This window comes from Pseudomonas caspiana (genome assembly GCF_002158995.1).
Classification (GTDB): Bacteria; Pseudomonadota; Gammaproteobacteria; order Pseudomonadales; family Pseudomonadaceae; genus Aquipseudomonas; species Aquipseudomonas caspiana.
This window is the reverse complement of sequence record NZ_LOHF01000012.1, coordinates 82603-94972: the sequence shown is the minus strand read 5'-3', so window position 1 is coordinate 94972 and position 12370 is coordinate 82603. Positions and strand designations below refer to the sequence as shown.

Genomic DNA, 12370 nt, shown 5'->3' with positions numbered 1-12370 from the left:
CAGCGATGACTAAAAAGGGAGGTCCATCGCGACCTCCCTTTTTTATCGCATATTTTTTGTAGGAGCTGCCGCAGGCTGCGAAGCGGTGGTAGCTTCAAAGGTGCTGCAAGGGTTTAGACCCATTCGCAGCCTTCGGCAGCTCCTACAGGGGTCGCCTTCCTCACAGAATCTGACCCCATGACCATCCCGAACACCCCAAAACCACCCCGCAAGAAGCCCAAACCGGCGCAGCCATCCAAGCCTGCCGAGCCCCGTGAAAAGGCTACTTTGCACCCACGTAACCGCCATCAAGGCCATTACGACTTTCCCAAGCTGATCAAAAGCAGTCCGGAGCTAGGCCAGTTTCTGATCACCAACCCGTACGGCAAAGAAAGCATCGACTTCGCCAACCCTGCCGCCGTACGCGTGTTCAACCGTGCGCTGCTCAAGTCGTTCTACGGCATCGCCCACTGGGATATCCCGGCCGACTACCTGTGCCCGCCGATTCCAGGCCGTGCAGACTACCTGCACTTCCTTGCCGACCTGCTGGCTGAGCGCAATGAAGGCGTAATCCCTCGTGGCGCGTCGATCAAAGCGCTGGACGTCGGCACCGGTGCGAACTGCGTCTATCCACTGATCGGTCATAGCGACTATGGCTGGCAGTTCCTCGGCTCGGAAATCGACACCACAGCCGTTGCCGCCGCCACTGCAATCATCAAGTCCAACAACCTGAGCAAGGCCATCAGCCTGCGCCAGCAAAGCAATCGCAAGCAAATCCTGCTGGACCTGCTCAACAGCGACGAACGCTTCGACGTGAGCCTGTGCAACCCGCCCTTCCATTCCTCACTGGAAGAAGCGCAGCGCGGTAGCCAGCGGAAATGGCGCGCACTGGGCAAGGCTGATCCGAAACGCAAGTTGCCGGTGCTCAACTTTGGCGGACAGTCGCAGGAACTCTGGTGTGAAGGCGGCGAGATCGGCTTCGTCACGCAACTGATCAAAGAAAGCACGCAAGTGGCGAAGCAGGTGCTGTGGTTCAGCACACTGGTGTCGAAGGCATCCAACCTGCCGATGATTCAGAGCACACTGAAGAAAGCAGGCGTGTTTGAGAGTCAGGTGGTCGAGATGGGTCAGGGCCAGAAGCAGAGCCGATTTGTGGCGTGGACGTTTCATGACAAGGCCAAACAAGAGGCATGGCGCCAGGAGCGCTGGGTGTAAACAGACTCTGTTAAAGCTACGCAATCTACGTGGGACCGGCTTTAGCCGGGAAGAGGCCTGTACAGCCACTGAAAATGGGTTGTTAGAAACACCGCCTTCCCGGCTAAAGCCGGTCCCACGTCATGTCTGCGGGGAAGCATAGCCCCCCTACAAGTCCGACATCGCGTTTGCCAGACACAAAAAAGCCGTGCCCGGTTAACCGGTGCACGGCTTTTTCAACAGCAAGCGTGTGCTTACTTGTTGATCGAGTCGTTCAGCACTTTAGCTGGTACGAACTTGATGACTTTCTTGGCAGCGATTTCGATGGCAGCGCCAGTCGAAGGGTTGCGGCCAGTGCGAGCTGGACGCTCGGCTACTTTCAGTTTGCCGATGCCCGGCAGAGTGATTTCAGCGCCGTTTTCCAGTTGGTCGGCAACAATTTGGCCCAATTGCTCAAGAGCATTACGCGCGGTGGTTTTTGGCGCGTCGATAGCTTCTGCGATATCGGCGATCAATTGGTCTTTAGTCAGAGCCATGGTGGTGTTCCTTCCCTATCAAATTCATTTGGATTGCAGAGTGCAGCGTCGGCCTGGAGCCAGATCATGAACCCGACCCTCCAGTAGCAGCCACGATTAATCGCGAAGTGTAGATACTGAAACCGGGCATTGGTTCGGCCCAAACGCACACAAACTGCGGTGCTTGGCGCGCTATGCTGCGCAAGACGGGGCAAAACTAGCACAGAGCCGAGCAAATATCCGCACTAACCTACCCGTTTGGACAGGTTTCTCCCGTTTGAGCCTAAAAAAAACGCCTCGGACACCCCATGAGAGCTAAAACCAAGGGGTACAGCCTCGTTTCACGACTCGGGTGCGTTACACTGCCCGCCGTAAATCGAGCAGCGCCGCTCGTCAGTATCCCGCTCACAACCAGCCGAGAAACCCATGCCGATCCGTCATTGCATCGTCCACCTGATCGACAAGAAACCCGACGGTACGCCCGCAGTTCTCCATGCACGCGACTCCGAACTCGCTGAGTCCCAAGCCATCGAGAACATGCTGGCCGACCTCAACGAGAGCTATAACGCCAAACAAGGCAAGGCCTGGGGTTTCTTCCACGCCGAGTCTGGCGCGCATCCATTCAGCGGCTGGCTGAAGGAATACATGGACGGTGGCAAAGACTTCACGGCATTCAGCCGGGTCGCAGTAGAACACCTGCAAAAGCTGATGGAAGAATCTAATCTCTCCGTCGGTGGTCACGTGCTGTTTGCCCACTACCAACAAGGCATGACTGATTACCTGGTCATCGCCCTGCTGCACCACAGCGAAGGCGTGGCCGTGAGCGAAACCCTCGACGTGACCCCGTCGCGCCATCTGGACCTTGGCCAGCTGCACCTGGCGGCGCGGATCAACGTGTCCGAGTGGCAGAACAACAAGATGTCCAAGCAGTACATCTCGTTCATCAAGGGCAAGAATGGCAAGAAGGTTTCGGAATACTTCCGCGACTTCATCGGCTGCCAGGAAGGCGTCGACGGCCCCGGCGAAACCCGCACCTTGCTCAAAGCGTTCAGCGACTTCGTTGAAAGCGAAGACCTGCCGGAAGATTCCGCCCGCGAGAAAACCAAAACCTTGGTCGACTACGCCAGCAGCCAGAGCAAGATGGGCGAGCCCATGGGCCTGGAAGAACTCTCCGGCCTGATCGACGAAGAACGCCCGCGTGCCTTCTACGAGCACATCCGCAACAAGGACTACGGCCTGTCCCCGGAAATCCCTGCGGATAAGCGCACCCTCAACCAGTTCCGCCGCTTCACAGGCCGCGCTGAAGGCCTGTCGATCAGCTTTGAAGCGCACCTGTTGGGCGACAAGATCGAATACGACGAAGCAGCCGGTACGCTGATCATCAAGGGCCTGCCGACGCAGCTGACTGATCAGCTCAAGCGCCGCTGAGGAAACTCGATCATGCTGCTACGCACATTGAAGAAGTTCGCGCTGATCATGCTGGTCGTCGTGGTTTATCAGAACTGGGGCAAGATCGAGCACTTCTTCAACCCGGCGGATGCGATCCCTGCGCAAACTCAGGCGCAAGCCCGAGTGGTGATGTACGCCACGGAGTGGTGCGGCTATTGCAAACAGACACGGCGTTTTCTCGACAGCAAAGGTATTCCGTTCAAGGAATATGACATTGAGAAGTCAGACGAAGGCCGTAAGGCTTACGAGGCGCTGGGTGGACGTGGCATCCCGTTGATTGATGTGAATGGCACGATCATCAGGGGCTTCAGCGAAGAAGCGATATTGGCGGCGTTGAAGTGATCGCAGAAATCCAGGGCTAAATAAATCCCTGTGGGAACGAGGCTTGCCCGCGATAAAATCGACGCGGTTTACCCTGACCTCCGAGGTGCCAGTATCGCGGGCAAGCCTCGCTCCCACAGATAGATTCAAGCCAAGCTCTCAGCGCTTCTCGATCCGAAACCCCAACCGCGGAAAGTGCACATGCACCACTCCCGCCCGCTCATCTTCACGACGCAGAATCAGCTCTTCGAGCCCATTGAATATCAGCTCACCCTCGACCGCATCAACGCCGTAATCGATGGCTGAAATCGTCACCGAATCCCCCGCCTTGAAGCCATTAGGATCAACAAACTGCTCATCCGGCAATGCAGCAGGCGTTGCATTCAAAGCAATCTCAAGCGCCTCAGCTGAACTCAACTCGCTCGGCGCGCCATGACCAAAGCCCAGCACGCGGCCCAACCAGGCCGACACCTCAGGGTAGGCATCAACCAGCGGTGCAGTCACTGGGGTTTGCTTGAGAAACCACAACGTATGGGCGACCGAGAAATCAGCAATCGACGGCGCACCAAACAGGAAATCGCCATTGCGTGCCAGCTGCAGCTCCAGCCGTGACATCAACGTCGGCCATTGGTGTTTGGCCTGTTCGACAGGCAGACGAGTTGCACTGCCACCCTGAAACAACGCAGCGCGATCAGCGACGAAAGCTTTCACGGCTTCAGGCGGGACTTTGGCAAAACGTACCGCCAGCGATTCAGGCTGAAACACCAGACTCACGGCGTGCATGAACATCACCGAATCCGCCCAGGCCGCAAAGCTGGCCACGGTGAACTCCTGCCCTTGCGGGAAGAACGCAGGGGATGCCTTTTCCTGCTCCAGACGACGAGCCATCAAGGCGGTGTCGCAGTAGATATCAGCGCCGACCTGTAGCACCGGAGTTTTGCGATAGCCACCGGTCAGCGCAGTCAGATCGGGCTTTGGCATGATCGAAGGGATGCTGACCGAGCGCCAGGACAGACCTTTGAAACCCAACATCAAGCGGGCTTTTTCAGCGAACAGCGAGGTGGGGTAATGGTGCAGGATGATGTCGGTCATGTCTGGCTTTCCGGCAGAAGGTAGGCCCGCAGCTTAACCGGGTCCAGGCAGCGAGCCTACCCGGCAGGCCTGATAGCAGATCATCACAGCGATGGATTGATAATCAGCAAACATCGAGGTTTGACTGAAAAAACGCAGATAAACCTGTAGGAGCTCACGAGCAACGCGAGGCAGCGATGGGGTTCTGTCTGATACACCGCAATCGCGGGCCTCGTAAACTCGGTGCGCTCCTACAGAAAACTATCAATTACGGGTGCAATAACTCGCCACCAGACATTCCTTTGCACTCTTCCTCAGCTTCTTGATCAACCGCTCCTGACGCAGTGCCTCCCCCTTGCTGACGCACTGCTCGACATACACCAGCGCCACCGCCGGGCTGGAGTAGAAGTAGCGCGCCCCTTTGCCACTCTGATGGGCGGCGAAACGGCGTTGCGGATCGTCGCTGATGCCGCAGTACAACGAGCCGTTTTCAGCGCGCACGAGATACACGAACCAGGGTTTGCAGACCACTGGCTCGGATGTCTCGGTGACGGATGAGGACAAGGCTTCAGGCATGACGGCAGATCAAATAACGCGAAAGACGCGATTCTATCAGAGGCTCAACGCCCGACCTGAAACGCTTTAAGGCCTTTCTGGGCCTGGGCGCGGATGGCGTTCTGCACAAATGGCGCCCAGCCCAGCAACAGGCCCTTGGCTCCCAACGCCTGTCGGGACCAGCGCCACAGGTCGAAGTCATCATGATGCTCGGCGATCTTGCCGTCGCGAAACACGAAGCGCGCCTGAATGTCGTTAACCACGGTGTTGCCGGTCTGGCTGAACAGATACGTTGCAACCCAGTGCGCCGCGCCGCTGCGTTCGTCAGCACGAACGCTGTCAAAGGTCAGGGAAAAGTCCTTGGCTCGTGAGGTGAGCATGCGCCACATGTCGCAGGCTTGCTGACCACGCAGTTCGCCGAAGACCGGATCGCTGAACAGCACGTCATCGGTGTAGCACGCGGCCATGGCCTCTGCGTCGAGGCGGTTGAAGGCCTCGTAAAAACGGGTAATCAGCGCGTTATTGATCAGGCGTTCGTCTTCGTCGCTCATGCATGCAGGTCCATTGGAGCAAAAGGTGCCTGCACGATAAGCGGCAACCGTTGTTTTTGCCATGGGCATAAGCGAGGCAAATGGCTCGACTCAGACTTTTTCGCTACTGACCTGCACATAAAGCGCTCGCCCGGCACCAAGACCCGCGACGATAGCCGACAAGCCCAGCACTGCGAAGATCCAGCCAATGGAATCCCAACCGCCGGTAACGTCATGCACAATCCCGACGGCAAAAGGACCTATGGAGGCGATGGTGTAACCGATGCCCTGAGCCATACCCGACAGGTTCGACGCCACGTGGGAGTCACGGGATCGCAACACTATCAGCGTCAGCGCGATACTGAAAGCACCACCCTGCCCCAAGCCCAGCAAAATAGCCCAACCCCACAGGCTGTCGATTGGCGCATACAAACAGCCAAACAACCCGGCCAGTGTCATGGACATGACCAACACCACGCCCAGGCGCTGATCCTTCCCGCGAGTCGCCAGCCAAGGAGCGGTCAATGCGCTGATCAACTGGACCATGATCGACCCGGACATCATCAATCCGGCGTCCGTCGGGCTCATGCCCCGGCCGATCAACACCGAAGGCAGCCAGCCGAACACGATGTAGGCCAGCGAAGATTGCAGGCCCATGTACAGGGTAACTTGCCAGGCCAGCCGATCGCGCAACAGGCCGCGCACGCGATAGGTCACCTGGTTTACATCGTGCTTTTGCCGGGTCTGTGGCCACCAGATCAGTGCCGCCAACAGTGCTGGAATCATCCAGAAGCCCAGTCCGATCGCCCAGTTATCGTCGAAGTACTGAGTCAGCGGAACCGTCGAACCTGCCGCCAACGCTGCCCCCAGACACAAGGCCATGGTGTACACGCCGGTCATCGTACCGGCTTGCTTGGGGAAGTCGCGTTTAACGATACCCGGCAGCAGCACGCCAATCACACCGATGCTCGCACCAGCCAGAACACTGCCCGCAAACAGCCCGATCTCACCGAACAGGCTACGCAACACGATACCGGCGGCCAGGGTCAGCAAAATCACCAGCACCACCTGCTCGCTGCCAAAACGTCGTGCCAACCGAGGCGCCAACGGCGCGAACAAACCAAGACACAACACCGGCAGAGTGGTCAGCAGCCCTGCCGAAGCAGATGAAAGCCCAAGACTGCTGGAAACACTGCTGAGCAGCGGCGCCATACTCGCCAGCGCCGGACGCAGGTTCAGCGCCACCAGTACCAGCCCGAGCAGCAACAGCCACGGCCGATTAATTACAGAGGAAGGGTTTTGCGGGGTCGAGCTCGCCGATGGCGCCTTGGTCGTCATTGTTTTCTCAGGGGCAGGTAGTGAAGCGGCGCAGAGCGCCAAAAAGGTGCATCGTGTTGGAGAACACGCACGAATACAAGTTTCGTGCGGATTGAATACAGTTCTGAACTGAAATGCGATCTCCTGTGAGATGTCTCTGACACAGCACTATGGAGCGCTAAACAGAGAACCTGTGGGAGCGAGGCTTGCCCGCGATATGGGCGATAAGGTGTCAAGCCTTACCATGAGTTATCGTTCATCGTCGGAATGCCGCCCAGACCAAGCCCAGCTCCCACAGATTTGCGCGTCACTGGAAACATCATCAGCCCTGACTCTGCCCTGAAGCCACTTGCAGCAACACATTTGCCAGACCTGATCCCTTCCCCTTGCCAGACGTTTCCGAGAAACTTGTCCCTCACTTGCGCCTGTAAATCCGCCTCACTAGGCTGCGTCGGTCGCTGCTCATCAGCGATCGGGTTTAGTCGCCCGGATCAATAGGCGCACAGGTGTTCACCGTTATGGTGGCTGTGCGCAGGGCATCTTCGGGTGCGCCGGTTTCTCCTATTGTCCGGTCGACTAACCTGCTGCACAGCCGCCACCCTTCGTTTAGTCGCGAGGTGTGCTGGCTCCGTATCCAATAGGAGTTGTACATGCTCAACAACAATACTGATTCAGCCAACCAATCCATGACCTATGCCGCCGACCTGCTGCGCTGCGCAGCCGCCACTGCCTATGAGTCCGCCGATCACCTGTGCGGCAGTAAGCGCGACTTGGCGTTTTCGGTGGTGCATTTGATCGAGATGGCGCGAGGGGCGGTGGAGAGATCCCTGCTCAGTACCGAGAAACCTCCGGCAACTCTCATCAAAAAATATAACTAACTGATCTGGAATACTTTTTACTGTAGGAGTGAGCTTGTTCGCGATTGCGTAAGGTCAGGCAATAATTTATCGAAACAAAAATCGAATCGCGAGCAAGCTCACTCCTACAAGGTTCATGCTTGCTTCGCGGCAGCGTGGTGTCAGAAACACCGGGCCGACGCTTACGCGCAACGTCCTTCAAGAATCACAGAAACGCCCTACATAACCCTTGAACCCTCCTCCCTAAACTGATCGGCCATTTATTTCAGGACGATCAATCATGGCTCATCCCATCTACATGACCATCAAGGGCAAAGAACAGGGCGATATCTCCGCCGGTTGTTCAACCCCAGAGTCCATGGGTAACAAATGCCAGGAAGCGCACCTGAATGAAATCATGGTGCTGTCCTATACGCACCAGATGGCCAACGTCGCCAACATCGACCGCGCCACACACATGCCCGTCGTCATTACCAAAAATATCGACAAGTCCTCACCGCTCCTGGCTCAAGCTTTGGCGCAACGCGAATCCATTACCTGCAAGATCGACTTCTACCGCACCACGCCAAACGGCACTCAGGAGAAGTTTTACAGCGTCGAGATCCAGAACGCGGTGATCGAAAACCTGCTCGTTCAAACGCCTCACGTCACCCTCGATAACGATGCCGAACCCGTCGAACAACTCGCCATACGCTACGGCGACATCAGCTGGACCCACCACGCAGCAGGTACTAGCGGTTACAGCTACTGGGGCGAGTCCTGATGGCAGAGCCCAAGTCGAATACGTCCGAGACCAAGCAGCTTAAACAGGCCGCTGTTGCGCTGACGAACCACGCTTGTACGTTGAGCATGCAGCATATTCAGGATGGGATGTTGCGGCTGCAATTTAATCGGGAAGTGGCGTATTACGCGCAGGGGATTGTTCGGGATGTTGAAGGTGGGAGGAAGAGTGTTGCGCAGGGGGTCGAGGCGCTATGGGGCGAGCATGCTGATCTGCGAGAGAAGTCATGGTTTTATTTTAAAAATGGCCTTGGAATGGCTGCCGGAGCTTTACAAATTACGGGTGGGGTCGGCATCTGCTACGGATCCCTTGGCCTAGCCTGTATCCCTGGGGCTGGGATAGCACTACATGGCGCAAACAATGTTTACGAGAACGCGAATAACCTTGTGAACAAAAGATCGGATACAGAAGGTTTTCTCAGACAGGCTTATCAAAAGGCCTTCAGAAGCAAATCCGGCGGAAATATTGCTTATGGATTAATGGACATCTGGGGCTCGGGATACGGGGCATATCGACTTGCCATCTCAAAAAATTCCTGGAAACTGTTCCGCAATATAGATTCCGACTATATCAGGGCTTATAAGGAAACAGCCCCTTGGATACTGACGACTGATGGCCTCTCTACCGGGATAACAACTTACGGGGTAGCAAATGAATTACTTAGGGATGAGAAATGAATTCTCTTCAATTCGGCTTAGCAGCATTCTCAATTTCTTCGCTGGCGCTATCATTATGGGCAAAATCCGCACTTAGAAAAAATAGATTATCCCGCATACTTTTTCCGCTGGCGCTAATCTATAATTTTTCGTTTGGCTGCTTCCACCTCTACTTCCTAGAAACCGGTCGGGTACCGCTGATTGGAACAATAGACAGCCCTATTCTGGCCTGGCTGTCACTGATTATGGTTTTCGCCTATAGTTATGCCATACCTTGGTCTTGGCTAAGCAGGGTGAATTTCGACTTAAATAGGCCGAATGATAATAAAAAGAAGCTTGCCTCAATAATACCCGCTGTAGAGCAGCTACTTCATTTATTGAAAGTCACCCTTGTCATACTAGCTTCTGCATTTTTCTATTCGGTCATAGCTGTCGCGTTATTGAGTCAAGCTATCCCACTGAATGGCATCGAAGACACTTACTACGCCATAGGCTGCGCTGCGCTTTATCTAGTTCTCGTTAGCGTTGGAATTACCCTTTACAAGTTTCGTAATAGAACCACCATACGCGCCACACGTAAACGGGGGAGCGGACATCAAGACTAGCATGACCTTCAATCTCTATTTCGTCATTGGCTGCCTGTTATCCTACCTGCCCGCATTATGGGCAAAATTCTCCTTCAGTGGAGAAAATCATACTCAGGCAACATCAATAGGCGCAGTTATATACAGTATATTTTTTACTTACTTACATTGGCGATTCATCGTCAAGGGAGCGTTGCCATTCCTGGGAGTATACGAGCGAGAGCCTATGGGATGGCTGTCGCTGCTTATGGTGTTAGCACACGCTTATGCGCTCCCGACTGCGGGCAATATTTGGTTTTGGAACCGAAAGAAAAAAGGATAGCCGAGTTCTAAAAACAACAGGCCTATAAAACAGCACACAACGCGCTGTCGCGCAGCAAACACGGTACCTGCAGGAGCGCACGAGCACCGCGAGGCCGCGATAGAGGTGTGTCAGAAAGACCGCCATCGCTGCCTCGCGATGCTCGTGAGCTCCTACAGAAAAGTATTCCAAATCAGATAGTTAAATTTTGTTTGATAGGAGCGAACGTGTTCGCGAAGCAATCGTCCATCCGATATATTCATCGCCTGATACACCGCCTCGCGAACAAGTTCACTCCTACAGGTTTTCTATAAACCCAACCCCCATAAAAAAACCCGAACACAAGGTCCGGGTTTTTCAGTCCATCACTCAGCCAATCAATGCAAAATCTGGCTCAGGAACAGACGCGTACGGTCACTTTGTGGATTGTCGAAGAAGTCGTTCGGCGCAGCCTGTTCGACGATTTCGCCTTTGTCCATGAAGATCACGCGGTTGGCCACGGTGCGGGCGAAGCCCATTTCGTGGGTTACGCAGAGCATGGTCATGCCTTCTTCTGCCAGGCCGACCATGGTGTCCAGAACCTCTTTCACCATTTCCGGGTCGAGTGCCGAAGTCGGCTCGTCGAACAGCATGATTTTCGGCTTCATGCACAGCGCACGGGCGATTGCCACGCGCTGTTGCTGACCGCCGGAAAGCTGGCCCGGGAATTTATGCGCCTGCTCTGGAATGCGTACGCGCTCCAGGTAGTGCATGGCGATTTCTTCGGCCTTTTTCTTCGGCATCTTGCGCACCCACATCGGCGCCAGCGTGCAGTTCTGCAGAATGGTCAGGTGCGGGAACAGGTTGAAGTGCTGGAACACCATGCCGACTTCGCGGCGGATGGTTTCGATCTGCTTCAGGTCCGAGGTCAGTTCGGTGCCATCGACGATGATCTTGCCTTGCTGGTGCTCTTCCAGACGGTTCAGGCAACGAATGGTCGTGGATTTGCCCGAGCCCGAAGGGCCGCACAACACGATACGCTCGCCCTGACGCACGTTCAGGTTGATGTCCTTGAGCACGTGGAACTGGCCGTACCATTTATGGACGCCTTCCATCCGGATCATGCCTTCGGCGCCCAGAGGCTTGGTGATAACTTCACTCATGTCAAAACTCCTAACGCTTGTGGCCTGTGTCCAGCTTACGTTCCAAGTGCATGGAATAGCGGGACATACCGAAACAGAAGATCCAGAACACCAGGGCCGCGAAGACGTAGCCCTCGGTGGCCATACCCAACCACGACGGGTCGGCGGTGGCTTGTTTGACGCTGTTGAGCAGGTCGAACAGGCCGATAATGATCACCAGACTGGTGTCTTTGAACAGGGCAATGAAGGTGTTGACGATGCCGGGAATAACCATCTTCAACGCCTGCGGCAGAATCACCAGGCCCATGCTGCGCCAGTAACCAAGGCCCATGGCCGCGGCCGCTTCGTACTGACCTTTAGGGATTGCCTGCATGCCGCCCCGAACCACTTCAGCGATGTACGCCGACTGGAACAGGATCACGCCGATCAAGGCTCGCAGCAGTTTGTCGAAGTTCATCCCTTCCGGCATGAACAGCGGCAACATCACCGAGGACATGAACAACACGGTGATCAATGGCACGCCGCGCCAGAACTCGATGAACGTCACACACACCACGCGCACCGCAGGCATGTTCGAACGACGACCCAGCGCCAGCAAAATACCCAGAGGCAATGCACCGGCAATACCGACGGTGGCAATCACCAGCGTCAGCATCAGGCCGCCCCACTGGCTGGTAGCCACGTGGGTCAGACCAAACGCGCCGCCGCTCAGCAGGTAGAAAGCAACAATCGGGTAAACAATCAGGAAGCCGATGGCGTAAATCGCTTTACGCGGAAACTTCGAGATAAACAGCGGAGCAGCACCGACGATCGCCAGAATGGCGGTCAGGTCCACCCTCCAGCGCAGTTCGGTCGGGAAGTAGCCGTACATGAACTGGCCAAAGCGCTGTTGGATAAACACCCAGCAGGCGCCTTCCTTGGTGCAGTCAGCTCGTGTGGTACCGATCCAGTTGGCGTCCAGCAATGCCCAGCTCAGGATCGGTGGCACGACGAGGTAGATCAGGTACAGCGAGAACAAGGTCAGCAGCGTGTTGATCCAGCTGGAGAACAGGTTCTGGCGCATCCACGCCACAGGGCCGAACACTTTGCCCGGTGGTGGCATGTCAGGTTTGAAAGTATGAGTTGTCATGCGCGTTTCC

13 protein-coding genes and 1 pseudogene are annotated in these 12370 nt (G+C 55.8%); 7 read left to right on the top strand and 7 right to left on the bottom strand.

Features of this window, described 5'->3' with window-relative positions:
- Window positions 1-177: 177 nt before the first annotated feature.
- Complete coding sequence (rlmF, locus tag AUC60_RS15395; protein ID WP_158099125.1) at window positions 178-1194, top strand: 23S rRNA (adenine(1618)-N(6))-methyltransferase RlmF; 1017 nt, start codon at window positions 178-180, stop codon at window positions 1192-1194.
- A gap of 233 nt (window positions 1195-1427) precedes the next feature.
- Here rlmF and AUC60_RS15390 read toward each other — a convergent pair whose 3' ends face one another.
- On the bottom strand, window positions 1428-1709 hold the full coding sequence (locus tag AUC60_RS15390; RefSeq protein WP_027900723.1) for an HU family DNA-binding protein: 282 nt from the start codon (window positions 1707-1709) through the stop codon (window positions 1428-1430).
- A gap of 405 nt (window positions 1710-2114) precedes the next feature.
- On the opposite strand from AUC60_RS15390, the gene yejK reads away from it, so the two are divergent.
- Both yejK and AUC60_RS15380 read left to right on the top strand, forming a co-directional pair.
- Window positions 2115-3116: a nucleoid-associated protein YejK gene (gene yejK / locus AUC60_RS15385; RefSeq protein ID WP_087269032.1), complete on the top strand. Its 1002-nt coding sequence runs from the start codon at window positions 2115-2117 to the stop codon at window positions 3114-3116.
- 12 nt (window positions 3117-3128) lie between these two features.
- Entirely contained in the window at window positions 3129-3479 is a 351-nt protein-coding gene (locus AUC60_RS15380) for a glutaredoxin family protein (RefSeq protein ID WP_087269029.1), read from the top strand.
- Between the two features lie 138 nt (window positions 3480-3617).
- Here the strand turns inward: AUC60_RS15380 and AUC60_RS15375 are convergent, their stop codons facing one another.
- From AUC60_RS15375 to AUC60_RS15360, 4 genes are all read right to left on the bottom strand, one after another.
- Window positions 3618-4550 carry a glutathione S-transferase family protein gene (locus tag AUC60_RS15375; protein WP_087269026.1) on the bottom strand — a complete coding sequence of 311 codons (933 nt, stop codon included), beginning with the start codon at window positions 4548-4550 and terminating at the stop codon, window positions 3618-3620.
- Window positions 4551-4793: 243 nt separating this feature from the next.
- Window positions 4794-5105: a GIY-YIG nuclease family protein gene (locus AUC60_RS15370; RefSeq protein WP_087269023.1), complete on the bottom strand. Its 312-nt coding sequence runs from the start codon at window positions 5103-5105 to the stop codon at window positions 4794-4796.
- Between the two features lie 44 nt (window positions 5106-5149).
- A complete protein-coding gene (locus tag AUC60_RS15365; RefSeq protein ID WP_087269019.1) occupies window positions 5150-5635 on the bottom strand; it encodes a nuclear transport factor 2 family protein in 486 nt (161 codons plus the stop codon).
- Between the two features lie 90 nt (window positions 5636-5725).
- Window positions 5726-6952 carry an MFS transporter gene (locus tag AUC60_RS15360; protein ID WP_087269014.1) on the bottom strand — a complete coding sequence of 409 codons (1227 nt, stop codon included), beginning with the start codon at window positions 6950-6952 and terminating at the stop codon, window positions 5726-5728.
- 650 nt (window positions 6953-7602) lie between these two features.
- On the opposite strand from AUC60_RS15360, the pseudogene AUC60_RS15355 reads away from it, so the two are divergent.
- The 4 genes and pseudogenes from AUC60_RS15355 to AUC60_RS15340 form a co-directional block, all read left to right on the top strand.
- A pseudogene (locus AUC60_RS15355) lies at window positions 7603-7809 on the top strand (DUF6124 family protein); the annotation flags it as partial.
- Between the two features lie 259 nt (window positions 7810-8068).
- Window positions 8069-8551: an Hcp family type VI secretion system effector gene (locus AUC60_RS15350; protein WP_087269008.1), complete on the top strand. Its 483-nt coding sequence runs from the start codon at window positions 8069-8071 to the stop codon at window positions 8549-8551.
- A complete protein-coding gene (locus AUC60_RS15345) occupies window positions 8551-9246 on the top strand; it encodes a DUF4225 domain-containing protein (protein ID WP_087269005.1) in 696 nt (231 codons plus the stop codon). The genes AUC60_RS15350 and AUC60_RS15345 overlap by 1 nt, the downstream gene beginning before the upstream one ends.
- Window positions 9243-9830, top strand: coding sequence for a hypothetical protein (locus AUC60_RS15340; RefSeq protein WP_087269002.1), 588 nt, complete (start codon window positions 9243-9245; stop codon window positions 9828-9830). The genes AUC60_RS15345 and AUC60_RS15340 overlap by 4 nt, the downstream gene beginning before the upstream one ends.
- Before the next feature lie 657 nt (window positions 9831-10487).
- Here AUC60_RS15340 and AUC60_RS15330 read toward each other — a convergent pair.
- Window positions 10488-11252 carry an amino acid ABC transporter ATP-binding protein gene (locus AUC60_RS15330; RefSeq protein WP_027900712.1) on the bottom strand — a complete coding sequence of 255 codons (765 nt, stop codon included), beginning with the start codon at window positions 11250-11252 and terminating at the stop codon, window positions 10488-10490.
- 10 nt (window positions 11253-11262) lie between these two features.
- Complete coding sequence (locus AUC60_RS15325; protein WP_087268995.1) at window positions 11263-12360, bottom strand: amino acid ABC transporter permease; 1098 nt, start codon at window positions 12358-12360, stop codon at window positions 11263-11265.
- Window positions 12361-12370: the final 10 nt, after the last annotated feature.

Coding starts and splice junctions, on each gene's coding strand:
- rlmF (WP_158099125.1), top strand. CDS start 178: ATGACCATCCCGAACACCCCAAAACCACCCCGCAAGAAGCCCAAACCG.
- AUC60_RS15390 (WP_027900723.1), bottom strand. CDS start 1,709: ATGGCTCTGACTAAAGACCAATTGATCGCCGATATCGCAGAAGCTATC.
- yejK (WP_087269032.1), top strand. CDS start 2,115: ATGCCGATCCGTCATTGCATCGTCCACCTGATCGACAAGAAACCCGAC.
- AUC60_RS15380 (WP_087269029.1), top strand. CDS start 3,129: ATGCTGCTACGCACATTGAAGAAGTTCGCGCTGATCATGCTGGTCGTC.
- AUC60_RS15375 (WP_087269026.1), bottom strand. CDS start 4,550: ATGACCGACATCATCCTGCACCATTACCCCACCTCGCTGTTCGCTGAA.
- AUC60_RS15370 (WP_087269023.1), bottom strand. CDS start 5,105: ATGCCTGAAGCCTTGTCCTCATCCGTCACCGAGACATCCGAGCCAGTG.
- AUC60_RS15365 (WP_087269019.1), bottom strand. CDS start 5,635: ATGAGCGACGAAGACGAACGCCTGATCAATAACGCGCTGATTACCCGT.
- AUC60_RS15360 (WP_087269014.1), bottom strand. CDS start 6,952: ATGACGACCAAGGCGCCATCGGCGAGCTCGACCCCGCAAAACCCTTCC.
- AUC60_RS15350 (WP_087269008.1), top strand. CDS start 8,069: ATGGCTCATCCCATCTACATGACCATCAAGGGCAAAGAACAGGGCGAT.
- AUC60_RS15345 (WP_087269005.1), top strand. CDS start 8,551: ATGGCAGAGCCCAAGTCGAATACGTCCGAGACCAAGCAGCTTAAACAG.
- AUC60_RS15340 (WP_087269002.1), top strand. CDS start 9,243: ATGAATTCTCTTCAATTCGGCTTAGCAGCATTCTCAATTTCTTCGCTG.
- AUC60_RS15330 (WP_027900712.1), bottom strand. CDS start 11,252: ATGAGTGAAGTTATCACCAAGCCTCTGGGCGCCGAAGGCATGATCCGG.
- AUC60_RS15325 (WP_087268995.1), bottom strand. CDS start 12,360: ATGACAACTCATACTTTCAAACCTGACATGCCACCACCGGGCAAAGTG.